A 26,014-nucleotide genomic window follows, 5' to 3' on the forward strand; every position below is an offset into this window, starting at 1 on the left:
CTGTGTTTAGAAAATTAGGATTCAAATTGCCCGAGCTGTTTCTGCAAAATCCGGTTCTTCGCCAGCCTTTCTTCGACATCATTCCCCCGCAGCTCAAGCACCGAAGAACACAGGAGATTGAACAGGCAACTGAGCGGCGCCATCGAATCCCAGAACTGGCCGGTGTCAGTTTTGACCTGCAACAAATCCACCGGGTAATCGCGCGCCCAGGGACAATAAATGTCAGTGATCAGCGCGACGTTCAGCCCCCGTTCGCAGGCTGCTTCACAATAGGTTTGCGCCAGCTTCGAATACGCGCGGGTGTCGGTGACCACCAGATAGGGGCTGGCGAATTCACAATTCAGTGACTCGACATAGGTGCCGGAAAGTCCGTCGGCGAAATACACTTTCGGTCGCAGATACTCGAGATAGCTGGAGAAGTTATTGGCGATCCCGCGCACCGACTGGATGCCGAGAATAAATACCGCGTCAGCCTGCGCCAGACGGCGGCTGACCTGTGCAAAACTGTCGGTCTGTGCCAACTGATAGACGTGATGGATGGCGTCGAGTTCGAGCGTCAGCGACTGCTCAAGCTTTTCCTGTCGCGGTTGTTTGCTGCGTTCACGGTAAGCCCCAAGGCGGTCAGTGACCACCCACGGCTGGTAGGCGGCCCCGCTTTGCTGGCGCAGTGTTTGCTTGAAATCATCCAGATTACGATACCCGAGACTGCGCAAATAACGTCCCACCGAGATCCCGCTAGTCGCCGCGCTGCGTGCGATGCTGTCGGCTGTTTCAAACGGGATTTGCGCCAGATTTGCCAGCAAATAACTGGCAATGCGTTTCCCCGTCGGCGTCTGTCCGGCAAACGAGGCTTCGATTTGTTCAATCACATCCTGCGCTGGCTGCATCTGTTAATCTCATGTTGCTTTATTGTCATAAAGCTAGCTGTTGTTAGTGAGATAACAATGCACGGGGTGTGCCAATTCCGAAAAATGAGTGAAATTTGTGCAGCAGATCTGAATTCACCGCCTTCAGGGGGGTAACAGTTGGCAAAAAATGTGCGGGGGATATGCGATTTTCAACAATGCTGGCTACAGATGCACAACAAACAGGCAGCTTATGAGTACTTTTAGTGCAACAACGTCAGACCGTGTGGAAGGGAATGATCAAAATGGCAGAGGATTTAATCACTTTGTCTTAATAGTCAACAAGTTGGATATTTAGGAAGCAGTCAGACAAGTTTTTTCGTTAACCCTTTGACATGCCCACGGGCAGTCGCTATTATTCGCCCCGTTCCAACGATTCCTCTGTAGTTCAGTCGGTAGAACGGCGGACTGTTAATCCGTATGTCACTGGTTCGAGTCCAGTCAGAGGAGCCATATTAGAAAATCCCGCTTAAGGAAACTTAAGCGGGATTTTTGCTTTTGGATTTCTTAACACCGTCCTTTATCGACGCAGACGCAGCATACTTGAGAATGACGATAGCACGGAGATAAGACAGGCCAGCCCGAACACATATACAGCAAACTGTGCGCCCGCGTGATCCGTTAATCCGTTCAACAATGCAATAACCATCGCAACCAGTGCCGCGCCAATTGATTGCCCCGCTGTTCTGGCGGTCGATAGCACGCCCGAAGCGGTGACCGTTCGATTCGCTGCGACACTCGAAAACATCTCTTTATTGTTGGGCGGCAAGAAGAGCCCGTAACCCACGCCACACACCGCCACACGCCATAGAAAATCATCAACGGTCGCCGTTTCTGGCAACAACGCTAAAGATCCTAATCCCAGACTGAACACCACCACGCCGACTGTTGATATCTGAGTAGGGTTTAAACGATTTGATAACCGGCCCGCGACTGGCGCACAGATTGCAACGGCAATCGGCCAGGGTGTAAAGATGAACGCCGATTCCAGCACGGTATAGTGATATGCGTGTTGCAGCACAAAAGGCAATCCGACGAGTGCCATACCCTGTGCCACAAACATTGAGACTGACGCGATCACCGCGAAGGAATATCGCCGGGAACGAAAGATATCCAATGGCAGCAAAGGATTTTTAGAACGCGTCTGCGCTTTGAGAAAGATGGCAATCAGCGCCACGCAAGCGACACCACAAAGCATGAGTATACGGCTGTCCCAGCGTCCGATTTGATCGACGGCAATCACCATTAAACCTAAGGCCGCGGCTGAAGTAACCGCCCCTCCCCAGTCGAAACCTTTTTCCCTCTCAGTATCAACGCCGAGGGAAATAAGTGAGAACATAATGGCAACTACCCCCAGCGGGATATTGATGTAGAACAACCATGGCCAGTCGAGATAAGAGATGATCAGGCCGCCTAACGCCGGACCGATGGCTGTACCCACCGCGAATGCCAGCGCATTCAGCCCCAGAATGGTTCCCAGCGCACTCGGCGGAAAAATCACCCGGTAAAGCCCCAGTCCGACGCTTATCATCACCGCATAACTCACTCCCTGAAGTACACGCATGGCAACCAGCATGCCAAAGGTCGGGGAGAGGCTACAACCCAGCGATGCCAGCGTAAACAGCACCATGCCCGCCGTATAAAAGCGCCGCTCCCCTATCCTCGAACCCAGCGACGCACAGATCAGCATCGTTGCAGCGCTGGCCACCTGATAACCGTTGGTGACCCAAATCACCGAAGCGGGATCCACCCTTAAAGCCCCGGCAATCGAAGGCAAGGAGATGTTGACGATGGAACTGTCCAGCGCCGCCATGATAACGCCAATCAAAATGGCGGCAGCCGCCAGATAACGCCTTGGCGCCTCAAATCCTTGTTCTAAAGTACTCGTGCTTACCAATGACATATCCCGGACATCCTGTAGTGAATTGGTGTTATGCACAGAGGCTTTCGCTCTCGGCATTCGGCCCTTCAAGGTAGGTCAGCAGACCCAGCATCAGCACTTCTTCGGGGCTTGCGACCACGGGAGACCCAGGTCTTTTCCAGGGTTGTTTGCTGCCATTGATTCGGATACTTCTCAGGAAACAGTAGGTCGTGAGTACATAGAACCGGTTACGCATACTTTCCCCCATCAGTGGCAGCAGGCCAGAAATTCCGCCTAACTCAGGGATCTCGCTAAGAATGTTTCCGTAGTCAGGTTTGGCCAGTACGAACATCAGTGCATCCTGCATGGGCACGAGTTTGACGGCATCCTTTACCTCAGCGGCAAGTTCATGCCAAAACGAAAAGGCAAACCGGGAGAAGCCGAAAAGCGGATCGAGTCCTCGTACTGAAAAATCAGGATCGATGAAACGGGTCTGAGCGAGTTCCTCGTTGTAGAGCACATTGCCAAAATGAAAATTGAAATGCGCTTTTTCTACTGATTTGAACTCTTCTTTTCGGGCCAGTTCCAGTGCTTTTTCAAAGACTTCGCGGGCCGTAGTGCTGAATCTTGCCCCATTCAGCAGAACAGGTTTATCAAACAGTTCGTGTGCGAAACGCGTGCCTTCCCACTCATCCAGTAATCTGGCGGGCATATCGCTGACCACCGCCGACGGATTTTCTGACTCCAGACCGATCGCTTTCTGTACATGTTCCAATGTATTTCTGACGATCATTCTGCGTTCGGCCAGAGACCGTCGCTCGTCAAATACGATATTGGATAGCGGCAACGAATCCATCTTCTCGAGAATATAGAATTGCCGCCCGGCGGCTACACCGTCGTGCAACACCGGCACCATCAGATCAGGGTAGATATCGTGCAGTGCACGTATCTGATCAACTTCCGCTTTCAGTTTTCCATTAAATATTTCGGACATCGCCGTCTTCACAACGAAGCCAGAACTCAAGAAATCCACGGTATGTGAGCTTGTCATTTTTTAATCCCCTGGAAAGTGGCTACTGGCAGACTAAGCGCGATGCTACGTGCGACGGCACGGACCACGGCGCTATAGCCAACGGTGTTGTTAACAAACGACTGGATGATGATTTCACTCAAATTCTGGTTTGCCAGATAGGCAGGCCGCAGAATGAGTAAGTGGTTCTTGTCAGAGAGAATGGTTGAGCACCGGCGCTCAAAGGCATACGCGCGGCTTCCTAAAGGCGACCGGGAGGCTTTAACAACGTGAGGATGTGTTTCGCTCACCCGCTCAATCGCTGCCTCGATGAGATCGATAGTTAACGCCCCGCCATCCCTTACGATGAAACGGTTGATCTGATATCCAGGAGCATGCACCGGCGCGCGTAATGAAACGGTATTGATCAACGGGGCCCAGGGCATCACTTTGTCCTGACTCATGGCGATTTGAGAGAAGCTCGGACGCAGATTGTCGCGCGCATCCTGCAGGCGTCCCTCAAACGAACGGGTGCCAAGTACGCCGTTTGGCGTATCTGGATGCACAATGTCGGTCTCGACCGAAACAATATGTGAGGCATTACATTGGATTGTCCTGAGCGCATCGGTTAATACGCGAAGTGAGGCATGCATACCGTTCGTCTGACATGATCCGAGACAATACATGCCAGAATCGACCACCTGACGATGTATCGTGCCAATATCATCACGGGTCAGATCCTCCAGACAGCCATAGATACTTGGCAGCTCATTTGCCTCTGCAACACCCAGCACCACATCCGCAAGTTCTTGCATGTTACGTGCGACAGGGCTGCTCATGTCCATATCCAGCTTGCTGGTCGCAATAAAACCGATGTCAAAGCGGCCCGTCTGCGGAGGAAGTTCTTTGGCAAGATCGCCAAAGAAAAAGTGAACCTCGCGGCCGTCAATTTGCAGAGTGTCGCTGCTGAGAATGTTGATATGAGACTGTATGCCGGGATGCGCCATCGCCAGACGGGCAACGATGCCATCTATCGGGCGAAGTTCGGGGTAATGTTTATCTAAAGAAGGAGGATTCGTCACCACCGTTTGAATCGCAAAACCATCCTTCAGCGGATCATTCTGAATCAGCAAGTTCGCACCGATTTCCGCTCCACAGCCCACCAATATGGCTTTTTTCACTTCATCACCTCACGCTAAATGAATATAAGTTCGTGTTTTGGATGCAACCTAATCCCAGGAGAACATTCTCAGCAGGTCATTGACGGACATCGCATCCAGCTTTGATTCTGAAATCAGTGTGTCGGCCAAAACTGATGCGCGGTCACGCAGCGGGCTGTCTGAAAGATTCAAATGAAACTTTGTCAGCAGCGCCCCGAAGCACTCTTCACGACGACGAACATGGCCGAGCGGATATTCAATGGTTTCTGAGAGCGCTTCAGTCATTCCACGACATTTCAGAGTGAGCGAATTGGGAATAGCGCGCTTATCCGGGTCGTAGTAGCTCTCAGTAAATGAGGGGCGTTCAGTGCAGGTAATCTTTAATCGCAGTGCTTCCAGCCGGGGATCGCTGGCGAGCGGTTCGTGAAAATCCTTTATCGTCAGATTTCCGGTTTGTAGTCCGACAGCAACCATATACTGGAGACAATGATCGCGATCCGCGGAGTTACTCAGTGGCCCTGATTTATCAATGATCTGAATCGCCGGACGCGTTGTTTCTACCCGTACATATTCGATACTCTCAGGAGAGAACCCGGCAGCAAGTATCCGCTCCCGCAGATTTATTGCCGCTTCTACAGCCGTCTGAGCATGGTATTCAGCAGGGTTGGGGACCTTGAACAAGATATTTTTAATGACAAAATCGGAGAGGCCGCGTGACAAATTGAAGGATTTTCCTCTCAACACGGCATCATCGAATCCCCATCGGGTGGCAGTCAGCGCAGTGGGATAACCCATTTCGCCGCTTTGCGCGAAAAGTGCCAGTTGCAGTCCACGAGCCGTGGCGTCACCCGCCGCCCATGATTTGCGCGTCCCCGCATTGGGCGCGTGCCGGTAGGTTCTAAGAGAATGGCCGTCGATAAGCGCATTAGATAATGCACTCAATGCCTGCTCCTTTGACAAACCAAGGAGTTGGGCTGAGGCGATAGCAGAGGCCACTTTCACCAACACGACATGGTCAATGCCCAACGCATTGAAACAGTTCGACAGGCACAGTACGCCGTGGATCTCGTAGGCACGAATCATCGTATTAAGAACGGTGGTGACATCAGTCGGCGAATGATTATCATCAGTGCAGCTGTTCCATACTGCGGCTGCCAGTATCGCCCCGAGATTATCAGACGGGTGCCCCCATTCTTGCGCAAGCCAGGTGTCATTAAACTCCAGCCAGCGAATCATTGAGCCTGTATGAAAGGCCGCCTCAATCGGCCCCAGTCTTAACCCGGTACCGACAACCGGAACACCCTCACGGCTTTTACTGAACTGAGCACTGCTCATCAGCCTCATACAGTCATGGTCAGCAGATGCGGCAATCGCGCATCCCAGCGAATCCAGCAGGCAAAAACGCGCCAGCCGTAAAGTCTCATTATCAAAGGTTGTCTGCTCGTAGGCATAGTCAACCAGTTCAACCATTATGTTATCAAACTCTGCGTGCGCCATATTTCATCCCATAACCAAAAAATGAATTGTCGAAAATATAAGCATTGGAATGCCCGGTAATATATATATGCAGAAATGAGATATGGATAACAAATTGATTTATAAGAAAAATAACTTGCTATCACAAATAAAATCGTAATAGGCATGGGATTAAAAAACCAGCGAATAAAATCGAGGTATTCATCGAAAATATTGATACCCAGCAAAATTCCTAATGATCATAATATTTAAGCCGGGACAATGAGATTGTGCTAGCAGGCGGATGAATAAGCAGAGTCTGTTGTTATTATCATCAATTCAGAATTAACTTCTGTTTACAGCTGAATAATACTGAACCGCTTCTGGGATGACCGCAAAAGTGATCTTGCCTGTTGCTCTGAGGGTTTTAAAACATAGTGACAAAATTATTAATACAGAATATAAATAATTAATGTGACGACGAACTAATTTTTAGCATGAGGTCTCAAATGAAGCTAAGTGAACTACTTGCATTCGTGACAGTCGTGGAGACCGGGAACATCACCCAGGCTGCCGAGCGTCTTAATCGAGTGCAGTCGAGTATTTCCCATCGAATCAGGAGTCTGGAGGATAACCTGGATGTGACTTTATTAGATCGAAAAACCGATGGGTGCTCCCTTACTGCGCAAGGCCAGATACTTTATGACTACGCGCTTAAAATATTGAACCTTGCAGATGATTGCAAAAACAACATTTCCCACTCTAAAAATAGTCAGCTGAATATCCGTATTGGCATCATCGAATGTTTACCTCCCTATATTGTTAGCTCACTGATCGACTTAGGCCATGATTTGGGGTGGAATATAGACATTTCGATTGGAAATACTATAAGTTTGCTCAGTGCATTTGATCAAAACGAATTCGATGCGGTTATCATTGGGGCGGGGTTTTCAAACACACAACATTCACGCGCCATTCTCCTCTCCAGTGAACTGGTTATTATCACCGAGAAAAATTATCCCACAATTAAAGATATCTCGAGTCTGGATGGCGAAGTATTTTTACTCAGTAGCAAAAAATGTGCTACCACAACCCGTAATTACAATGTTCTCTTTAATGAGGGGCATATCACGCCTAAACGCGTTGTCGAATGCGGATCTTATCCCGTTCTGTTCTCCAGCATTGCTGCCGGCAAAGGCATATCGTTAGTGTTGCGTTGTTCCATCAGTAGCGAGGTACAAAGTAAGATAAAAATTCATGAGCTCTGTGGTCAGTTCAATGACTTCAAGATAGAGCTTGTTTATCGTACCGACTCGCCCTATCTGGATAGCACGAAATTCAGAGGAATAATGACTTCCGTTTTTCAGGATCCCCGTCTGCATAATATCGGTTATTAGGTATTTGCAATAAACGCATTCAGGTTTTCCATTTTTTGACAGCCATTCATCCTGCAAAAATGAGAGAGCATACACCTGATGTATGCCCTCCCATAAAATAAGCCAATCCTCAATATATATCACCCTATTTCACGACCAGATGCTGAATAACTCGCTGCACATTATGCAGATTTACGCAGAATGAAGAATCTTTTCGTTTTACATTTTTCTAAAATTAATTTCATCATCGGCACTTCAAAATACTTATATAAAAATGATGCGCATGAAACGGCCAGAACTAAAGCAACGACAATAAGCGCAATCCCCTCTGGCAGGCTAAACTTCCTTCCAGCCGTGAGATTCAAAAAATAAAATAACACTAAAAAATGAACCATGTAGAATGAATAGGATATCTCTCCTAACCACACTGACGTTTTTGTATTTAACAGCGTATTTCGATTTTTTAAGTCATCACCCGCAATTGAAATAATTAATAAACAAACAGGAATAATAAAAACCACACTCATGCTGAACTGGTAAGGAATATACATGGAACCGATATACGTGGCGGCAAGCAGGCCAAGCGAAGTCGTTTTCGTCAGCACGAGTGCCCGCCCTTTCATCAGCAGCCGGGCTGCAAACATACCGGAAAGAAACTCGAACAGGCGTGATGGAGGAAAAATATACGAAATCCAAAAGTGCTGCTGCGAAATTGGAAACGCTCCCATTATCTTATTCGGTTCAACCCAAATGTAGATATAGGTTTGAACCATCAAAGAAGCCGCAGTGACGGCAACCAGACCGAGTAAATCGAATTTTTCAGGTATGGCCTTCATCACCCGGAACAGGAAGGGAAAAGAGAGATAAAACATAGCTTCTATGCAAAGAGACCAGCTGGGTCTGTTGCCCACAAAAAAATAATGAACATCATTAATCCAGGTATTTACCAGCAGGAGATTTGATAACCATAATTTGTGTTGATATATGCTCATGGCGCCAATGAGAAATGCTATTACCCAGGTCAAAAGATGCGTGGGGTAAATCTTTGCAAATCGTCGTAAGTAAAAGTTCCCCACGGTATCATTATTTTTCGCCGCCCAGACCATAATGAATCCACTGAGTATGAAGAAATAAGAAACGCCGAGCCACCCCGCTTTGCCGACGATCACGGTGAATATATGCTGGACAGTAGGGTCTGAAAATGGCGCAAGGTCGCTGGGGAGAGATGAATGAAATAAAAAAACCAATAATGCAGCCCAGAACCGACTTCCGGTAAGCGAAGGAAGTTTTGGTAATACAGTAGAGTTTCCCTTCATTATTAAATGGCTTACTTCTGATTTATTTACGTCGCCATGAGCAGCATCATTACTTATTTCTCTGTTTATTGCAGAATTCATTTTATTCCCCCTGAGGATAGTATTTTATACCGAAAGTTTTATTCGGCAGCATAGCGATAATGTTACACAGAAAAAAACGAATAACGGCAAAGCAACGTCGCAGAGCCACACAGGCTGCCAATAATTCATCGTTGCGATGCCGGTCAGGAAATAAATAATGTTTAGCGCAGAATGTTCGATCCGGTGTTTTACCTATCAGAGATCGACAATCCCGTATCCAGATCCACGTTTTTCGATATAACCAAACCCTTGCTCGCCAAAATGCATCCCGCCGACAAGGATCCTTTCCGAACTCACCATTTCGAGCACACGGTAACGTGTCTCTGCTGCCATTTGAGCATCATAGTCAAAGGCTATAGCCACTTCCGGTTTGAGCAGTTGAATATGAGGGAAATGCACAATATCCCCCCAAATTAACAGGCTGTCTTTGCTGCCTTCTACCCGGTAACCTGTATGGCCCGGCGTGTGACCTTTAAGCGGGACCGCAAAAATACCAGGAAATACTTCGCCATGACTTATCAGGCGAAGTCTTTGCTTATACTTTTTGAATATGCTCCGTGCCAAAAGGAAATTACCTTTTACGCGGTCACTGACTGCTGCGAAATTTTCATCGTCTTCCAGATAATGAAACTCATCACTACTTATGATCAGTTCAGCCTCTGAAAATACAGCCTCACCACTGGCGTTAAGCAATCCTCCAATATGATCCGGGTGCGCATGCGTAAGAAGCACAGCATCAATATTGTCAGGTTGTATACCAAGTTTCGCGAGATGAGTAATCAACCTGCCGCCCCAGCCCTTCACACCTCCTGCCCCGCTATCAATGAGAATGTTTTTATCCTTCCGGCGCACTAAGAAGGTATTAATATGAACCGCATTGAGTTCACTGACTTGTGCGTGGTTCTGAATATTTCTGCACTCTGCTTCATCCACATTTGAAAGCATCCCGAAATCGACATGCAGATACCCGTCGCTTACCGGGGTAACTGAGATGTCACCCAGGTCTATTGTTGCGAAATGTTCATTCATCATCTGTTCCTTAGTTCTTTGCATAAATATTACTTGCTTCAAAAGAGAAACAGCGAATTCTCGCTATGACTCCAGTCTTCTCCTTAATTAACAAATCAACCTGCTGCATGAATTGATCCAATACGGCCGGCGTGCGGAAAACCTCCTGCCTGAGCTTTGCTTCGAAGTAGACCGGCGTCCCAAAACTTATCTCTGCGGTGAGATAACTGATGTGAATATTGTTTTCTTTCGCTTTCAGTATCTCTTTAGCGAGACGGACTAATACCGTTGAAAATTCCGCAAACGATTGTGCATTTAACCGATGACTTGCAGACGTATACAGGGTAATGCTGGGCATCTTATATCGACTCCTTCGGCTTGCTATGTAAGCCGTTGGGTTATTTTAAACGGGTACAACAGAGGTTAATCTGATGCTTTTTATGACGTCCGGTTCCAGCACTTTGCCTGTTTCAGACTCTCCCAGACGAAGCTGGTCAATGAACTCAATGCCACGTAATACTTTTCCAAAAGCCGTGAAGTTTTGGTCTAAATAGCGCGCTTGGGCGCAGGTGATGAAAAACTGATGACTGGCACTGTCAGGATGTCGTGACCTAGCCATGCCGACGGTGCCCCGCTCGAAAGGCAGGCCGTTAAATTCTGCAGCCAGCGCCGGTAATCTCATGTGGTTCAGGCCCGTATCTTTTATCGGGTCACCCGTTTGTGCCATAAACCCTTCTATGACCCGGCTAAAAGGCATGCCATCGTAAAATTTGGCCTGCACCAGCGATTTAATACGTTCCACATGTCCGGGTGCCAAATCGGGAAATAAACGGATTGCCACAGATCCGCTCTCCAGTTCCATCTTGAGATAATTCCCCTGATTCATTAATCCCTTCAATGCGCCAGGAACCATTACAGCGGCTGCGCATATTCCCAGACTTCCGCCAATAAATAACCGACGATTCATATGAATTACTCCGAACGTACATCAGACGTTTTGGTCTGCATGCCTGATTAGGTCATTAATAGCGCCCATGCGCTCTCAGTTGCTGACTTCCGGATCCAGATCGTTAATGCGTATTTTTCTTCTCAATAAACGAGATAATTTCATCCGTGAGCGCCTCGGGCTGCTCGAAATTCGGTAAATGGGCTGCGCCGGGAAGAGTATGTAATTCTGCATTTCGCTTTTGGGCCAGACGTTGGGCATAGTCCGGTGGAGTAAGTTGATCCTCACTTCCCCTTACCACCACCGCCCTTACCCCCGGAATATCCATATCTGTCAGATCGGTATCGGCAATGGCATAAGAGCAACCTGCGAAGGCTTCAACGGTCGTCCGACGCAGCATTTGCTTCATGCCATCAGCGTAGGGCGAGTCGATGAATTTAGGGGTCACCCATTTGCTTAAAATTCCCGTTTCAAGATGTTCAACACCATGATGAAATACATCTTCAGCACGGGCTCGCCACAGCGCAGGTGGAGCGGCATTCACCAGTGCGGTATCAACAATAATCATTCCCTGTACGCGTTTTGGGATCTTATAGCCAATCCATTGCGCTATGGTTCCACCGATGGACACTCCGGCAACGTAGAACGTATTGATTTTAAGATAATCCAACGCCGCCACGACATCATCGGCCAAATCCGACATTGAAAATCGCAGAGCATCTACCGCACTTAATCCGTGCCCGCGGATGTCCAGACGAACAACACGATAACGTTCACTCAGACGTGGGATTTGCAAATCCCAGAGATGCAAATCTGTCCCCAAAGAATGAAGAAGTACCACCGTAGTGGCATTGTCCGGACCTTGTATATCGACGTGCTGAGTTAATTTAAGTGGCCGAATAAACATTCAATACTCCATATTATTTTTTCTTTCTCATGGAAATACGTGTTTTGTTATGATGGTGGAAATTAAATACGATAGTCACGTTGCTATTATTAGAATAATTATCATCGTTGCTCTAATGGATTATTTCGATATCAGTATCGAAATAATAGATACGCTCCGACGCTTACCTGGCAGGGGAAACCTCATCGCTGCGACTCTGATTCTTCAAAAACCCGGTCGCTTTAACTGAGAGGCTGTGTCATGACGGAAGAGTAATATTGCAGAAGGCATCTTCCGCAAACCGGGGTGGAATGAATGGAATGATTGGAATGATGAGTCCATGCAAAACAAGCTTTCGCGACACCTCACTACGCATTAGACATCTATACGGCTATAAATCAGGATCGAACCCTCCGGGATAACGGCATGATGCGACAATGAAAATTAGAAATTTACCTCTCGATCAAAATATCAACGGCTGGGCGGCATTAGGGGGAAATACCCCGCGCCGCCATCAGCAATTGTTTGCCGCCGCGTCCGTTCCTGGATGTCGGGGTGAAGAGTTTTATGGCCCGTGAGCGCTGGCGTTCGCGCAGTGAACTGTAAGCACCGTTAAAAAAGCCGATCATCCTTAAAATGACCGGCTTTTTTACTCATCGAAGGTTAATGACGTTTATCGACGCGTGCGACAATGCGGTCGCCCACCCACTGAATGCCGCACACCATGACAATCAGCACTACGATCACCTCAATCATCACCACTGTTTCAAAACGCTGATAGCCGTAGCGGATCGCCAGATCGCCTAACCCACCCGCGCCGATAGCACCGGCCATCGCCGACGCACCAATCAGCGCGACCAGGGTCACCACAAACCCGGACAAAATGCCGGGCAACGCTTCCGGGATAAGCACGTCCCAGACGATACGCAGTTTGCTCGCCCCCATCGCCCGTACAGCGTCGATAAGCCCGCGATCGACATCGCGCAGAGAGACTTCGGCCACGCGCGCAAAATAAGGTGTGGCGGTGATGGAAAGCGGAACGATCGCCGCCCATGTCCCGAGGGATGTGCCGACCAGAAAGCGTGTCACCGGAATTAACGCCACCAGCAAAATGATGAAGGGTAACGAGCGGAAACCGTTGATGACCAGCCCGAGCGAGCGGTTAACCCAGCGGTTTTCAGCGATGCCGCCGGGGCTGCTCATCACCAAAATCAGCCCCAGGGGAAGACCGGCGATCAGCGAGAACAGTCCGGAAATGGCGGTCATCAGCAACGTTTCTTCGACGGCGTTAATCAATAAATCAAGCATTACTGGAGACATAACCTGTCAGCTCCACGGTTGCCTGGTGCTGTTGCAGCCAGTGTAAAACGGCCTGCTCTGAGGCGGCGTTGTCAGCCGGCACAGAGAAGAAAAAACGCACCACGGCATAATGCTGAATATGATCGACACCGCCCTGGATAAGGCGGAACTGCCCCGGCAACTCGGCTGCCATCAGTGTGAGGATTTCGCCCTGCCGGCCTTGCCCGGCGTAATGCACGCTGTAGATTGCCTCACCCTGACGTATCGGCGTCAGCCGCTCGGCCAGCGCTTCCGGCAGTTGTGGCAGCAAGCCCTGCAAAAGGGTGCGGGTCAGCTGCGATTGCGGATGCGCAAAGACTTGCCAGACCGGCCCTTCTTCGATGATTTCACCGCCATTGATCACCGCCACCCGATGGGCGATCTTTTTGATCACTTCCATTTCATGGGTGATCAGCAAAATAGTGATGCCGAGTTTCTGATTCAGCGACTGCAACAGCGCCAGAATAGAGCGGGTGGTTTCAGGATCGAGTGCAGACGTCGCTTCATCGCACAACAACAGCGCCGGACTGGCGGCCAGCGCGCGGGCGATGCCAACGCGCTGCTTTTGCCCGCCAGACAACGCCGCCGGATAGTTTTTGGCTTTGTCCTCAAGCCCGACCAGCGCCAGCAGTTCGGCAACGCGTGCCTGACGGCGCGCCTTGTCATATCCGGCGATTTTCAACGGCAGCGCGATGTTTTGTTCAACGGTTTTAGCCGACAGCAAATTAAAATGCTGAAACACCATCCCGACACGGCTGCGCACTGACTGTAACGCTTTCTCACTCAGGCCGGTGATCGCGTGGCCTTCAATTTCGATCACACCGTCGTCGGGTTGTTCCAGTCCGTTGAGACAGCGGATCAGGGTGGATTTCCCTGCCCCGCTGCGCCCGATAAGGCCGAGGATTTCTCCCCGTCTCACCGTTAACGACACATCCTTGAGTGCCTGCGTGGTGCCAAACCAGCGGTTGACGCGGTGCAGTCGCACCACGTCTTCGGCATCGTCTGCCGCGCTTGTCCGCTCAGCTCTTACGAACGCGTTTACTGCCGCTACCGCGGCGTTTTTTTCATCCGCAGACGTAGCGGTAAAATGCGCGTCGATCTCAGAGATAATCGTCATGCTTTACATCCTTACCAGGCCGTGACGCCGGTGCCTTTATAAACCTTATCAAACACTTTTTTCACGTCGTCGTTCTGGTAGGAGGAAACGAGCGTTTTCACCCACGGCGCATTGGCGTTTTCTGTTTTCACTGCAATGAAGTTGTTGTACGGATTACCTTTGACCGGTTCCTGTGCGATACGATCGGCCGGCGTCAGGCCACTTTTCAGCGCCCAGTCAGTATTGACGATCGCTGCATCCAGATCAGGCACGGAACGCCCGATAATGCCCGAGTCCAGCTCTTTGATGACAACGTGACGCGGGTTTTCAGTGATGTCAGCAGTCGTTGCGAAAATGCCAGCGCCCGGTTTCAGTTTAATCACACCGGACTGTTCCAGCAGGATCAGACCGCGCGCTTCGTTGGCCGGATCGTTAGGTACGCCGATGACGGCACCGTCTTTCAGTTCGGCAGCAGTTTTCACTTTTTTGGAATACAAACCAATGGGCCACACGGCGGTATAACCGACGCGCACGATATCGTAATGATTCACTTTGATCTGATTATCGAGGAACGGCTGATGCTGGAAGGCGTTGGCATCCACTTCGCCATTTTGCAGCGCTTCGTTAGGCTGATTGTAATCATTAAACACCACTGGCTTAACGGTCAGTCCTTTCGCCGCTGCCTGCTTCACCACTTCGCGCCAGACATCTTCGTCTTCGCCGCTGATAATACCGACTTTGATAGTGGTTTTATCCGCTGCATAAGCAGCGGATAGCGGCGCCAAAATGCCGCTGGAAATCATGACAGCAGAGGTCGCTGCCAGTAAAAAAGCACGGTTAACGCGGGTCTTTGTTTTGTTGAATTTTGTACGCATCGAGTATCCCCAAAAGTGTGTATGAGCTGCCTGCACAGGGCTGTGATTCTGTGCAGGAATTTGGCGAGTATACCCATCGGCTTATTTCTTTATAATATTGTTTAAGCGATACATATTCCTGAAATGAATATGTGAAATGGCAAAGTAAAGTGATTAAAAAGATAAGGGTTATCCGCGCAGGGATTTCGGCGTGACGCCAAACTTTTTACGAAACGCAACGGAGAAATGAGCAGGCGTATAGCCGACGTGGTAGGCCACAGTGGAGACGCTGATATTTCCCGAATTCAGCATCTGCCAGGCTGTTTCCAGCCGTAGCGTTTGCAAATGCTCGAAGACGCTTTCGCCGAACAAACGACGAAAACCAACGTTGAGTTTACGAGTGTTAATCCCGACGTTCAGGCTCAGTTCCCCAAGGCTCGGCGGCGCTGACATACGTTCGCTAAGAATAGTTTTGGCGCGGTGTAATTTTTCTATATCTGCTGATGAAAGCCGCAGCAGCTCGTTTTCCGTCGGCGACGGACGCGGGGCGCAGGCGTCCAGCGTATAAGCCACTATTTCCAGCGCTTTTCCAGAAAGATACAGCGCACGGGTCACGCCCTGTAGCGGGCAGGAGGCGATCTGCGCCCGGAGTGACTGAATTTGCGGTGAGGTTTGCATTACCAGCAGGCACGGGCCAGCGGATTTCGCCAGCCTGAAAGACGCCTGCATCTGCTCGGCAAAGCTGTCCGGCAAATGCCGTGACAACGCGGAAGGTGTCAGCGACAGCGCGGTATAACTGAGCTGACACCCGGTCTCGAAGCGTTGCATCCCCTCACTCTCATCCTGATTCCACACCGCGCAGACGCACGGACCCGATATACGTTTTCCGCTGCCGCCGGGCAGTTTACACAGCAGGCCACCGCTCTCAACGATAATGATCTTCAACCCCTGATCGAGCGGTTCGGTTTCCCAGCGAGAGTCGCGGGGTAACACGCTGCCACTGCGAAAAGAGATCGTGCCGTCAAAAACTGACTCACTGACCGGCTGACGGGCGCTGATGTCGTGCATGGCATTTCTCAGTGGATTAGGGGGAATGACCGACAAGCTGCGGGGTCATTATTGAGAGTCATTCTCATTAACAGAGTACCAGCGCCGATGACAGGCTGTCTAGTCTGAAAAGTTGTCCCCCCTTCGCTGCCCTGCCCGCAAACGAAAGAAAGAGTCGCGCCAGCGAAAGTCTCTGCGATTGCCTGAAACGCCGTCCTGACGAGAATAGTCATCGTTGATAATTATTCTCATCTGCCACGGAGACGACGGTGTTAACCTCTAAAAAATATAAACTGACGGCAATAGCCGCATGTATCAGCGCCAGCACACTGGCCATTGCTTTGCCTGCACGGGCTGAAAACCAGGACAATCAGGAAGATACGCTGACAGTAATGGCAACACCGGCCACGCCACAGGACGAGGGCTATGTGCCGAGAAGCAGCCACACCGGCAGCCGCACCAACAGTTCCCTGCTGGCGACGCCACAATCGCTGAGCGTTATCGGTCGCGATGAACTGAACGATCGCAATGTGCAGACCACCACCGAGGCGCTGCGCTATACGCCCGGCGTGTTCGCTTCCACGTCGGCGATTAATACGCGATTCGACTATTTCAGCATTCGCGGTTTTGACGCCACGCTTAACGGCGCACTGCTCGACGGTTTACGCTCGACTACCGCGCAATCTTACGTGCGATATCAGCCATACGGGCTGGAAAGCATCGATGTGCTGCGCGGACCGAGCGGATTCCTCTACGGCATCGGCTCGCCGGGCGGCGTGGTGAACGGCGTCAGTAAACATCCGACCGAAGCGCCTGTCCATGAGATAGGCGTGCAGGCAGGTAACCACGACCGATATCAGGCCCAGTTCGACTTCTCAGGACCCGCCAATGACGATAAAACCCTGCTCTACCGTCTGGTGGGCGTGGGCCGCGACAGCAACACGCAATTCCAGCACGTGCCGGATGACACCGGATATATCGCGCCCTCACTGACGTGGAAACCCGACAGCGATACTTCGCTGACGATTCTGGCGTCGCTAAGCCGCGATAAGTTCGGACCGCCGCGCAGCTATACACCGATTTACGGCACGTTGCTGAGCAATCCAAACGGCAAGTTACCGCGTAATCAATATCTCGACAATACCGGTCTCGACAACCACATGACGCAGGCCAATCTGGGTTATGAACTCGATCACCGTTTTAATGATATCTGGTCATTCCATTCCGCCAGCCGTTACACCTACACCGATTTACTGACGCAAACCTGGTCTGGCTCGCGGCTGAAAACCGATATGCGCACGCTCGATCGCACGGCCTATCAGTTTGGCATTAAAGGCAAAATCTTTGCGACAGACAACAATGCCAAAGCCCAATGGGATGCGGGCCCGGTGAACGGCACCTCGGTATTGGGGCTTTCCTATCGCCGCACCGGCGAGGATTACTACCTGAATTACGGCGCTGCGCCGTCGGTGGATATTTATCATCCGGGCTACGGCGGCCACTTCTCGGCCAGTACGCCGTTCGCCTCAACCTACCAGACGGCGGATGAAACCGGCGTTTATCTCGGCAACACGCTGGCGATTGCGCAGCGGGTCGTGGTGGATGTGTCGGCGCGGGAAGACTGGGCATCGGTTAAGACGGATAACCGCATCCGCAATACCTCGGTCGTTCAGGACGATCATCACTTTACGTGGCGTGCCGGTGTGACATGGCTGACGGATATTGGCCTTGCGCCTTATGTCAGCTACACCACCTCGTTCGCGCCGGTACTGGGCACGAATTTCTACGGCGAAAGCTATAAACCGACCACCGGCAAGCAGATTGAAACCGGGGTCAAATACCAGCCCGAGAGCTTCGACGGCCTCTTTACGCTGGCATGGTTCAACCTCAAACAGGATAACGTCTCGACCACCGATCCTGAGAATTCCCTCAATACCGTACAGACCGGCCAGATCACTTCAAAAGGCATTGAGGCCTCAGCCTCCGCCAATCTGACGCCTGAATTTAAGCTTATCGCCAGCTATACGTGGAACAGTCTGGAGACCACCAAAAGCAATACGCCCGCCGCGCAAGGCAATACGCCAACGGGAATGCCGGAACAGATGGCGTCGCTGTGGGGCGACTACAGCATTCAGTCGGGGCCACTGACCAGCCTGGGTTTCGGCGCGGGCGTTCGCTATGTTGGTAAAACCTGGGCGGATAGCGCCAATAAGATCCGCGTTCCGGATTACACCGTGTTTGACGCGGCGCTGCATTACGATCTCGGCGAGCTGAACCCGTCTTTGCGTGGCATGAAAGTGGCGGTAAATGCCAACAATCTGTTTAACAAAGATTATTACACCACCTGTTCGGTCACATCCTGTAATCAGGGCTATGACCGGTCGGTCATCACCACCGTCAGTTATCGCTGGTAAGGGAGTTCAAAATGAAGATGTTAATGCGTTTAGTTGCGCTGGCCGCGCTGATATTCATGGCCACTTTCAAAGCTGCGGCAGCCCCGGTGACGGTCACCGATATGCTGCACCGCACGGTAACATTACCCGCTCCCGCAACCCGGATTGTGCTGGCCGAAAGCCGTCACGTCATGACGCTGGCACTGATTGAAAAACAGCCACTGGAGAATATTGTGGCATGGGGAACTGACCTTCAGCGTTACTCGCCTGCCACCTACGAGGCGCTGAAAAAGCGCTTCCCGCAGGCAGCAGATATTCAGGAAATCGGCGATCTGAACACCGGTACATTCTCGATGGAAGCCGCCATCGCCGCGAAGCCAGATCTGGTGGTCTTCACGCTGTACGGCAAAATCCCGGAAGGTCTGAATAAGCTCGATGCAGCACATATTCCCTATGTGTTCGTCGATTTCTTCCGCCAGCCGCTGACCAATACCGTGCCCAGCATGCTGATGCTCGGCAAATTACTCGGTCATGAAACGCAGGCGCAGGCGTTCGTCAGTTTCTATCAGGCTCATATGGATGAAGTTGCCCGGAGGGTGGCGAAACAATCCACGCGGCCGCGGGTGTTTTTCCATCTCAATCCTGGCGGTGACGACTGCTGCTTTACCTCCGGCACCGGCAACATGAGCGATTTTATCGCGGTCGCTGGCGGGCATAATTTGGGGGCGGATACGCTGACCAGCGGTATCGGCCAGCTCAGTCTGGAATATGTTCTGGCAAAAAAACCGGATTTCTACCTCGCCGGTGGCGGTTCCACCGTAACGCGTAAGGCTCTGAATATCGGCCCTGGTGTGCCCGCTGACGTCAGCCTGCATTCCCTGCAACAGATTGTACGCTCACCGGCGCTTGCCAGCCTGTCGGCGGTTCGTGACCAGCAGGCCGCTGGTATCTGGCTGTTCTTCTTCGATAATCCGCTGTTTTTCGTCGGTGTCGAAGAGATGGCGAAAATGCTGCATCCGCAGGCGTTCCACGATATCGATCCGGCCAAAACCATGCAGGAACTGAATCAGCAATTTCTGGCGTTCCCGCTCAAGGGGACATTCTGGACAACGCTCAGCGCTCAGGAAACCCCATGAATCTGTCTCTGAGCAGTCTGCCCGCGCCGCTGGCGGTGCCTGTCGTTCAAAATGTCGTAGCTCAGTTTCTGGTGATGGTTGGCTACGTATTGCAGGCCGTGCTGACAGCGCATGTTTTACAGCGACTCATGCAGGAAGGAGCACTGACTGACATCCGCGGCCTCCTGCTCTGGCTGGCCGTTGTGATAGTCTGCCGCGCTTTTTTGCTGTGGCTGAGCGAGATGACAGCCCAGCGCATCGCCCTGCGCTGTAAAATTCATCTGCGCCAGCGGCTGCTGGAACAACTGGTACACCTTGGCCCCGGCATCAGCCGGAAACATTCGACGGCGGATTTACAAAATACGGTGACGGGCAGCGTCGAGGCGCTGGAAAACTATTACAGCCGCTACCTGCCCGCCGTATTCAGCGCCATGACCGGCTGTGCGCTGGTGCTGGGCGTCATGCTGTTGACGGACTGGCTATCCGGTCTGCTGCTGACGGTTTTCGTCATCGCCTTTCCGCTGCTCGACTGGCTGTGGATGCGCTGGCAGATGCCCCGTGCATCGGGCGTATTTGGGGCGATGGCGGAGTTTGCCGCCTCATTGCTTGATGCGTTACAGGGGCTGATGACGCTCAAAGCGTTCGGCGTTTCATCACGCTGGCGCGCCCGTCTTGCCGGAAAAGCGGCAGCGCTGCGGCAGGCCTCAATGGCAACGCTAAAGGTCACGCTGATGCGTGGCGGCGTGACCTCTCTGGTGATGCTGAGCGGGCTTGCCCTGCTGCTGGCGCTGAATGCGTGGCGTGTCGCAGAACATCAGCTCGCGCCATTCGCACTGCTTCTGACCTTGTTTTTATCGCGTGAAGCGTTTCGCCCGTTGCTGAAGCTGGAAAATGCCTTTCACACCGCCTGGGCAGCAGGCGGTGCGCGCGCTCCGGTGGCGGCTTTGCTGTCACTTTCGCCCGAGATGACCACGCCGGAGAATCCATCTTCCCGCCCGACGTCGCCTTCGGTCAGCGTCGAAAACGTGTCGTTCCGCTACCCGGATGGCAAACAGGCGCTCACCGACATTTCATTTGAGATCCCCGCCGGGCAATTTGTCGCACTGGTGGGACCGTCGGGCGCGGGGAAATCGACCCTCGCCGCCCTGCTGCTGCGCTGGTTTGATCCTGATACGGGCTGCCTGCGCATCGGCGGCGTCGATATCCGCACGCTTACGCCGGAAACCCTGCGCAGCATGGTGAGCGTGGTTTCACAAGAACTCTTCCTTTTTGACGGAACAATTGCCGAGAACCTGCGGCTGGCTAAACCGGATGCCAGCGATGACGAACTGCATGCCGCGGCCACGGCGGCGCAAATCGCCAGTTTTATTCTCAGCCTGCCGTCCGGTTACGCCACACCGATCGGTGAGCGCGGCGCACGGCTTTCCGGCGGGCAGCGGCAGCGGCTGGCCATCGCCCGTGCGCTGCTTAAGGACGCGCCGATACTGCTGCTCGACGAAGCAACATCTGCCATAGACACCGCGTCGGAGCAGGCGGTGCGTCTGGCGCTGGTGCAATGGGGTGGTCAGCGCACCGTTATCGCCATTGCTCATCGACTGGAAAGCATCCGTAACGCCGACCAGATTCTGGTTTTTGAAGACGGCAGGCTGGTGGAACAAGGTCAGCATGAACCACTGCGTGCAGCGGGCGGGCGTTACAGCCAGCTGCTGGCTGCGCAGGGAGAAGAATAATGTCCACCTGCACGAATACCGGTTTAACCGGACTTGTCCGGCAGATGAAAGGCCAGCGCAAAATACTGTTGCTGACGGTACTCGCCGGGGTGATTGCGCAAAGCGGCAGGATTGCCAGCCTGGCGCTGGGTGGCTGGCTGACGGGGCTGGCTATCACCGGGCAGCCCGCACAGGCGCTGATCCCTCATATTGTGTGGCTGGGGATTCTGGTTATTTTCACCGCCTCGGCGCGCTGGTGGCAGGCCTGGATTTCCCATGATCTGGCATTCGCGCTGATTGAAAAACTGCAAATGGGTATTTTCGACGGATTAGAACGCGCAGCGCCGGGTGTCTCAGGCGAACAGCGGCTCGGCGATCTGGCCAGTGTGGCGACACACGATGCCGAACTGATGGAGCGCTTTTATGCCCACACGCTGGCCGATTACATCGCGGCGTTTCTGGTGCCGCTGGCCGCTGAGATTTTGCTGTTCACTCTGCACCCGGTGCTGGCGCTGGTGATGCTGCCTTTCCTGCTGCTGGTCGCGACGGTGCCAATATGGCTGAAGAGGCTGGCCGACAAACAGGGGAAACAGATGGCGGAGCAACGCGGTCAGCTAAACGCCGACACGGTTGAGTTTATTGAAGGCCACCGCGAACTGGCAACACTCGGGCAATCCGCCACGTTTGTGGAGCGCCTGATGCGCCGCTCGCATCAATTGGGCATCGCGCAAAAACGTTACGGCTCGCGCTGCGGGCTGGAACATGCAGCCATTGATTTACTCAGCGCGGGTGCGTTGCTGGCAATGTTATGTTGTACGGCCTCCCTGCTGTCTCAGGGAGTAATAGCGACGGCGCTTTTGCCGATGGTGCTGGTGCTTAGCGCTGCAAGCCTGCTCTCTCTCAGTGACGTGGCGCAGACCGCCAGCCAGCTTGGCGAGTTGCGGGCGGGCGCACGACGGGTCCTGTCGATTATGCAACAACCGGCGCTGGTCGCGGATGTGGGGACGACGGCGGTTGGCCTGCGACCGGCGTCTGCAACGGTGCAGTTCGACAACGTCAGTTTTGCCTATACACCTGAGAGCCCGCTGGTGCTGAATCAGGTGAGTTTTGTCATTCACCCCGGCGAAATGGTGGCGCTGGCAGGCGCATCCGGCGCGGGTAAAACCACGCTCAGCCTTCTGCTGATGAGATTTCGCGATACCTGCGATGGCACAATTTTCCTTGGCGGACAGGATATCCGCACGCTGCCGTTGGCGGATTTACGCCAACACATCGCGCTGGTGCCACAGGATGTGCATCTTTTTAATCTTTCTGTTGAAGATAACATCCGGCTAGGGCGGCCGCAGGCTTCGCGACGAGAAGTCATCCACGCCGCCCGTCTGGCGCAGGCCGATGCTTTCATCTGTGCCCTGCCAGACGGGTATGACAGTGTTTGCGGGGAGCGCGGGGCACGACTTTCCGGTGGACAACGGCAGCGGATTGCGATTGCACGCGCCCTGCTGACCGAAGCGCCGGTGTTGATCCTCGATGAAGCCTCATCCAGTCTGGACTACGAAAATGAACGCGCCTTCCATCAGGCGCTGGAAGGGCTACGCCATCATCGGACAATTTTGCTCATCGCGCATCGCCCCGCTACGCTCAGGCAGGCGGATCGCGTTCTGCGGCTGGATAACGGGCGGATCCGCTAAACACGCGCGGGTGGGTATTTCAGCTAATTAACACATTTCAGCCAATAAAAAACCCGCCGCAGCGGGTTTTCTCATTCTTATACGTCAGTCTCAGGACTGAGGTTCCACCGGCTGAACTTCCAGCGATACCATGCCGATGCCCAGCTTACGCGGCTGAAAACCGCCGCTGGTGCCTTCGGTCGGTTCGGTCGGTGATGGCGGCGTGATGACAATGCTTTGTGCCGCGCCAGGGTTGGAGAACTGAACTTTCACCGTGCCGTCTTTATCGCCGAAGGAGACGAATTGCTCCTGATCGCCAACGCGGACTGACACGGGTTTATCGATGTTACTGCCGTAAGCTCTGGCGCGGATCACCACGTCGAAAGTATCTGGCAGCGGTTTGACGTAATCGATTTTCACCGACGGCGCGAGATTCGCATCAGACCAGCGCCCCCAATTCTCCACGGCGGAAACCCCGGCAATCGCTTTCACCTGCTCAGGCAGCCCCGGCACCATGAAGGCAATCGCAGCGGATTTATAGGTCGTGTCCGCATCATCAATATTGAGCGTTTTCACCGTCTGCTGATAAATCGCATTGCTGCCTGACATATCCTTCACAAAATCGACTTTACCTTTGAAGATGTTGCCATTCGCCTGCACGATAGTCGGGCGTGCGCCGAGATTACCGGACGCCACGCAGAGACCGGTATTGAGCGAAAGTTCAGGTGCCCAGACGCGCCCCATTTCATAGCATTTATCCACCCAGACAAAGTTATCGCTGGTCGACAACGTTGCGAGCTGTTTTTTCAGCGGCGTGGATAAATACACATCAAACATTGGCTCAATTTTGTCTTTGGTGACTTTCAAAATAAACGGCGTTTTGATGGTCATACCGGAGAACGTGAAGCTGTTTTCTTTGTTGCTGACGGTGTAATTTTTGATGCTGTTGGGGAATCCCCACTGTTTGATGACTGCCGGTTTCCAGGCATTCACTTTTTCATCGATATTGAGGAACTGCTCGGTCATCGACGTGGCGGAAATCCCGCTTCGGCCAAGGCCAATATAGTTATCGCCGCCCATCATATCCAGCACGGTCGCGCCGTTATCCAGCGTGCTGCGCTTAGCGGCATTCAGATCGCCCACCGGATGACGGCCATCGAGCACGAAGAACAGGTCTTTGCGATTCTGTTTAGTGAGCGTGCTGTAGGCGGTGTTGTTCATCGCCAGATGATCGGAAGAGACCACGATAATGGTGTTATCGAAATAACCTGAAGCTTTAATTTTGTCGATAAACGCCGCGATCAGCTCCTGACTGCACGAGACCGCGCTCAAAGACTGATTCGGTTTGCCGGTCAGCGGATACACTTTTCGTGTACAGCCACGGGAAATAAAACCGTCCGGGTGATGCGTATCGACGGTCAGCGTGAAAAGCGAGAACGGCTTGCCGGCTTTGCTCAGCTCGACAAACTTCTTGTACACCTCGTCCAGCAACGTGTCGTCGTACCAGCCCCAGTCATTTTTGTACGCCGGATCAGCGACGGTCGGCCGCAGTTCGTTATAGCCGTAAAGATGATCAAAACCGTGGGACTTCAGGAAAGTGCCTTTACCGGCAAATGCCAGCTCCGCGCCCTGATAGAAATAGTTGGTGTAGCCCGCGCCTTTCAGCACGTCACCGAGGCAGACGTTTTCCGGATAGAACGTCGCTAAGGCGCTGGAAGCATTGCCATCAAACGGCGCAAAAAGCGGGATACCGCACTGGGAAGCAACCATACCGGCGATGGTGTAACCGGTGCCCGGCACCTGTCTGGTGTTGGTGAAATCAGTACTCAGCGCCTTGTGGCGGCTCAGTTCAGTGGTCAGCCCCGGAAAGACTTTCTCATCGAAATAGGTGCGTTCCAGACTTTCGCCGTAGATGTAGACCAGATTAGGCTTTTTCTCGCCCTTCACGGCTTTGACCGGCACTTTGTAATAGGTATCGAAATCTGCACCGCTGCCGGAGATTTGGGTTTTCACCAGACGTGAAATGTTCTGGAATGCCTGTGTGGAGCCAACTGAGAACACCGCCAGCACCACGGCCAGTACGCTGTACACTGCGCTGGTGTTTTTGGCGCGACGTTGTTTAAGCCCCCAGGCGAGCAGCCAGAAGACGATGATCAACCCGGCCAGTAATCCAAGGAACGGCAGGATATATTTATTCAGACCGGCACCTTTCAGGCTGCTGGTGACGGTGTAGAGCACGGCATCGGTGATGCCTTCGCCGGTAAAATAGTTACTGCCTATCAGGATCACGTTGAGAATGACGTAAAGCCCTAAAAAGAACAGCACCAGCGAAAACCAGACACGACCGGCCGACGCCCGGGTGACGTAGAAATAGATAGAGGAAAGAAACAAAACAAACGAAAGCCACTCAGAAGCCATTTTTAGCGCCCTGTCTGATTAAAAAAATAAACTCAACGATCCAGTCTGCTGATTTGCCAGCAGCGCCGACGGTTCAATTCATCGAGTAAATGACCCGTTTGCCATTCACTTCATCCCTGAGACAGGAAAATTTTGTGCCAAAAACGGGTGACGCTATATAGCCTGTTGAACATCAGGGGGTCAACGCCCTGATGCTGTTTTAGGTCACTGATTTGTCCGAATAAACCTCTTTCTCACAAATTCGTGATGGTTATCTCTGTATGATACCTCAAAGATTTAACCTTCCGGTCACTAAATTGTAGGAATTGGATGTTATCGCAAGAGTATGAGCGAATTGTGGAGGAGGGTTTTGAAATCAGATAAAACCTAGAGTG

General features: G+C 52.1%; 20 protein-coding genes and 1 tRNA gene. 6 read left to right on the forward strand and 15 right to left on the reverse strand.

Annotation, left to right across the window (positions count from 1 at the left end; all coding sequences use genetic code 11):
• Positions 1-14: 14 nt before the first annotated feature.
• Entirely contained in the window at positions 15-887 is an 873-nt protein-coding gene (locus GE278_12375) for a MurR/RpiR family transcriptional regulator (protein ID QLK61518.1), read from the reverse strand.
• A gap of 395 nt (positions 888-1,282) precedes the next feature.
• Here GE278_12375 and GE278_12380 point away from each other — a divergent pair.
• Positions 1,283-1,358: transfer RNA gene (locus GE278_12380), tRNA-Asn, on the forward strand.
• 67 nt (positions 1,359-1,425) lie between these two features.
• On the opposite strand, the gene GE278_12385 is transcribed toward GE278_12380, so the two are convergent.
• Genes GE278_12385 through GE278_12400 form a run of 4 tightly spaced genes read right to left on the reverse strand, consistent with a single transcriptional unit; the run spans position 1,426 to position 6,432 of the window.
• Positions 1,426-2,808 (reverse strand): DHA2 family efflux MFS transporter permease subunit, encoded by a 1,383-nt coding sequence (locus GE278_12385; GenBank protein QLK61519.1) that lies wholly within the window; start codon positions 2,806-2,808, stop codon positions 1,426-1,428.
• 28 nt (positions 2,809-2,836) lie between these two features.
• Positions 2,837-3,817, reverse strand: a complete 981-nt coding sequence (locus GE278_12390) for a hypothetical protein (protein ID QLK61520.1) — start codon at positions 3,815-3,817, stop codon at positions 2,837-2,839.
• Complete coding sequence (locus tag GE278_12395; GenBank protein QLK61521.1) at positions 3,814-4,956, reverse strand: hypothetical protein; 1,143 nt, start codon at positions 4,954-4,956, stop codon at positions 3,814-3,816. Before GE278_12395 ends, GE278_12390 begins: the two co-directional genes overlap by 4 nt.
• Positions 4,957-5,004: 48 nt before the next feature.
• A complete protein-coding gene (locus GE278_12400) occupies positions 5,005-6,432 on the reverse strand; it encodes a bifunctional 2-methylcitrate dehydratase/aconitate hydratase (GenBank protein ID QLK61522.1) in 1,428 nt (475 codons plus the stop codon).
• A 467-nt stretch (positions 6,433-6,899) separates the two neighbouring features.
• Here GE278_12400 and GE278_12405 point away from each other — a divergent pair, with 467 nt between their 5' ends.
• A complete protein-coding gene (locus GE278_12405) occupies positions 6,900-7,787 on the forward strand; it encodes a LysR family transcriptional regulator (GenBank protein QLK61523.1) in 888 nt (295 codons plus the stop codon).
• Between the two features lie 161 nt (positions 7,788-7,948).
• On the opposite strand, the gene GE278_12410 is transcribed toward GE278_12405, so the two are convergent.
• From GE278_12410 to GE278_12450, 9 genes are all read right to left on the reverse strand, one after another.
• Positions 7,949-9,163 carry an acyltransferase family protein gene (locus tag GE278_12410; protein ID QLK61524.1) on the reverse strand — a complete coding sequence of 405 codons (1,215 nt, stop codon included), beginning with the start codon at positions 9,161-9,163 and terminating at the stop codon, positions 7,949-7,951.
• Positions 9,164-9,358: 195 nt separating this feature from the next.
• The gene (locus tag GE278_12415; protein ID QLK63281.1) at positions 9,359-10,192 is read right to left on the reverse strand and encodes an MBL fold metallo-hydrolase; all 834 of its coding nucleotides are present in this window, start codon (positions 10,190-10,192) and stop codon (positions 9,359-9,361) included.
• 10 nt (positions 10,193-10,202) lie between these two features.
• A complete protein-coding gene (locus tag GE278_12420; protein ID QLK61525.1) occupies positions 10,203-10,529 on the reverse strand; it encodes a hypothetical protein in 327 nt (108 codons plus the stop codon).
• Positions 10,530-10,574: 45 nt separating this feature from the next.
• Positions 10,575-11,138 (reverse strand): peptidylprolyl isomerase, encoded by a 564-nt coding sequence (locus GE278_12425; protein QLK61526.1) that lies wholly within the window; start codon positions 11,136-11,138, stop codon positions 10,575-10,577.
• Positions 11,139-11,241: 103 nt separating this feature from the next.
• Positions 11,242-12,024: an alpha/beta fold hydrolase gene (locus GE278_12430; protein QLK61527.1), complete on the reverse strand. Its 783-nt coding sequence runs from the start codon at positions 12,022-12,024 to the stop codon at positions 11,242-11,244.
• 642 nt (positions 12,025-12,666) lie between these two features.
• The gene (metI, locus tag GE278_12435; GenBank protein QLK61528.1) at positions 12,667-13,323 is read right to left on the reverse strand and encodes a methionine ABC transporter permease MetI; all 657 of its coding nucleotides are present in this window, start codon (positions 13,321-13,323) and stop codon (positions 12,667-12,669) included.
• Positions 13,304-14,458 carry an ATP-binding cassette domain-containing protein gene (locus GE278_12440; protein QLK61529.1) on the reverse strand — a complete coding sequence of 385 codons (1,155 nt, stop codon included), beginning with the start codon at positions 14,456-14,458 and terminating at the stop codon, positions 13,304-13,306. The genes metI and GE278_12440 overlap by 20 nt, the downstream gene beginning before the upstream one ends.
• An 11-nt stretch (positions 14,459-14,469) precedes the next feature.
• Positions 14,470-15,312 carry a metal ABC transporter substrate-binding protein gene (locus tag GE278_12445; protein ID QLK61530.1) on the reverse strand — a complete coding sequence of 281 codons (843 nt, stop codon included), beginning with the start codon at positions 15,310-15,312 and terminating at the stop codon, positions 14,470-14,472.
• Between the two features lie 168 nt (positions 15,313-15,480).
• Positions 15,481-16,359, reverse strand: coding sequence for a helix-turn-helix domain-containing protein (locus tag GE278_12450; protein QLK61531.1), 879 nt, complete (start codon positions 16,357-16,359; stop codon positions 15,481-15,483).
• A 371-nt stretch (positions 16,360-16,730) separates the two neighbouring features.
• Here GE278_12450 and GE278_12455 point away from each other — a divergent pair, with 371 nt between their 5' ends.
• The 4 genes from GE278_12455 to GE278_12470 are packed head-to-tail and all read left to right on the forward strand — an operon-like array spanning position 16,731 to position 23,243.
• Entirely contained in the window at positions 16,731-18,752 is a 2,022-nt protein-coding gene (locus tag GE278_12455; protein ID QLK63282.1) for a TonB-dependent siderophore receptor, read from the forward strand.
• Between the two features lie 11 nt (positions 18,753-18,763).
• On the forward strand, positions 18,764-19,867 hold the full coding sequence (locus GE278_12460) for an ABC transporter substrate-binding protein (GenBank protein QLK61532.1): 1,104 nt from the start codon (positions 18,764-18,766) through the stop codon (positions 19,865-19,867).
• Positions 19,864-21,576, forward strand: a complete 1,713-nt coding sequence (locus GE278_12465; protein ID QLK61533.1) for an ATP-binding cassette domain-containing protein — start codon at positions 19,864-19,866, stop codon at positions 21,574-21,576. Before GE278_12460 ends, GE278_12465 begins: the two co-directional genes overlap by 4 nt.
• On the forward strand, positions 21,576-23,243 hold the full coding sequence (locus GE278_12470) for an ATP-binding cassette domain-containing protein (protein QLK61534.1): 1,668 nt from the start codon (positions 21,576-21,578) through the stop codon (positions 23,241-23,243). Before GE278_12465 ends, GE278_12470 begins: the two co-directional genes overlap by 1 nt.
• Before the next feature lie 90 nt (positions 23,244-23,333).
• On the opposite strand, the gene opgB is transcribed toward GE278_12470, so the two are convergent.
• Positions 23,334-25,640 (reverse strand): phosphatidylglycerol--membrane-oligosaccharide glycerophosphotransferase, encoded by a 2,307-nt coding sequence (opgB, locus tag GE278_12475; GenBank protein QLK61535.1) that lies wholly within the window; start codon positions 25,638-25,640, stop codon positions 23,334-23,336.
• Positions 25,641-26,014 lie beyond the last annotated feature (374 nt).

It is taken from the genome of Enterobacteriaceae bacterium Kacie_13, assembly GCA_013457415.1.
Taxonomy (GTDB): Bacteria; Pseudomonadota; Gammaproteobacteria; order Enterobacterales; family Enterobacteriaceae; genus Rahnella.

Excerpts from the sequence above, each read along its gene's own strand:
- GE278_12420 (QLK61525.1), bottom strand. The coding sequence starts at position 10,529 with ATGCCCAGCATTACCCTGTATACGTCTGCAAGTCATCGGTTAAATGCA.
- GE278_12430 (QLK61527.1), bottom strand. The coding sequence starts at position 12,024 with ATGTTTATTCGGCCACTTAAATTAACTCAGCACGTCGATATACAAGGT.
- metI (QLK61528.1), bottom strand. The coding sequence starts at position 13,323 with ATGTCTCCAGTAATGCTTGATTTATTGATTAACGCCGTCGAAGAAACG.
- GE278_12450 (QLK61531.1), bottom strand. The coding sequence starts at position 16,359 with ATGCACGACATCAGCGCCCGTCAGCCGGTCAGTGAGTCAGTTTTTGAC.
- GE278_12375 (QLK61518.1), bottom strand. The coding sequence starts at position 887 with ATGCAGCCAGCGCAGGATGTGATTGAACAAATCGAAGCCTCGTTTGCC.
- GE278_12440 (QLK61529.1), bottom strand. The coding sequence starts at position 14,458 with ATGACGATTATCTCTGAGATCGACGCGCATTTTACCGCTACGTCTGCG.
- GE278_12455 (QLK63282.1), top strand. The coding sequence starts at position 16,731 with ATGGCAACACCGGCCACGCCACAGGACGAGGGCTATGTGCCGAGAAGC.
- GE278_12470 (QLK61534.1), top strand. The coding sequence starts at position 21,576 with ATGTCCACCTGCACGAATACCGGTTTAACCGGACTTGTCCGGCAGATG.
- GE278_12400 (QLK61522.1), bottom strand. The coding sequence starts at position 6,432 with ATGGCGCACGCAGAGTTTGATAACATAATGGTTGAACTGGTTGACTAT.
- GE278_12390 (QLK61520.1), bottom strand. The coding sequence starts at position 3,817 with ATGACAAGCTCACATACCGTGGATTTCTTGAGTTCTGGCTTCGTTGTG.
- GE278_12385 (QLK61519.1), bottom strand. The coding sequence starts at position 2,808 with ATGTCATTGGTAAGCACGAGTACTTTAGAACAAGGATTTGAGGCGCCA.
- GE278_12415 (QLK63281.1), bottom strand. The coding sequence starts at position 10,192 with ATGAATGAACATTTCGCAACAATAGACCTGGGTGACATCTCAGTTACC.
- GE278_12445 (QLK61530.1), bottom strand. The coding sequence starts at position 15,312 with ATGCGTACAAAATTCAACAAAACAAAGACCCGCGTTAACCGTGCTTTT.
- GE278_12425 (QLK61526.1), bottom strand. The coding sequence starts at position 11,138 with ATGAATCGTCGGTTATTTATTGGCGGAAGTCTGGGAATATGCGCAGCC.
- GE278_12465 (QLK61533.1), top strand. The coding sequence starts at position 19,864 with ATGAATCTGTCTCTGAGCAGTCTGCCCGCGCCGCTGGCGGTGCCTGTC.
- GE278_12410 (QLK61524.1), bottom strand. The coding sequence starts at position 9,163 with ATGAATTCTGCAATAAACAGAGAAATAAGTAATGATGCTGCTCATGGC.
- GE278_12460 (QLK61532.1), top strand. The coding sequence starts at position 18,764 with ATGAAGATGTTAATGCGTTTAGTTGCGCTGGCCGCGCTGATATTCATG.
- opgB (QLK61535.1), bottom strand. The coding sequence starts at position 25,640 with ATGGCTTCTGAGTGGCTTTCGTTTGTTTTGTTTCTTTCCTCTATCTAT.
- GE278_12405 (QLK61523.1), top strand. The coding sequence starts at position 6,900 with ATGAAGCTAAGTGAACTACTTGCATTCGTGACAGTCGTGGAGACCGGG.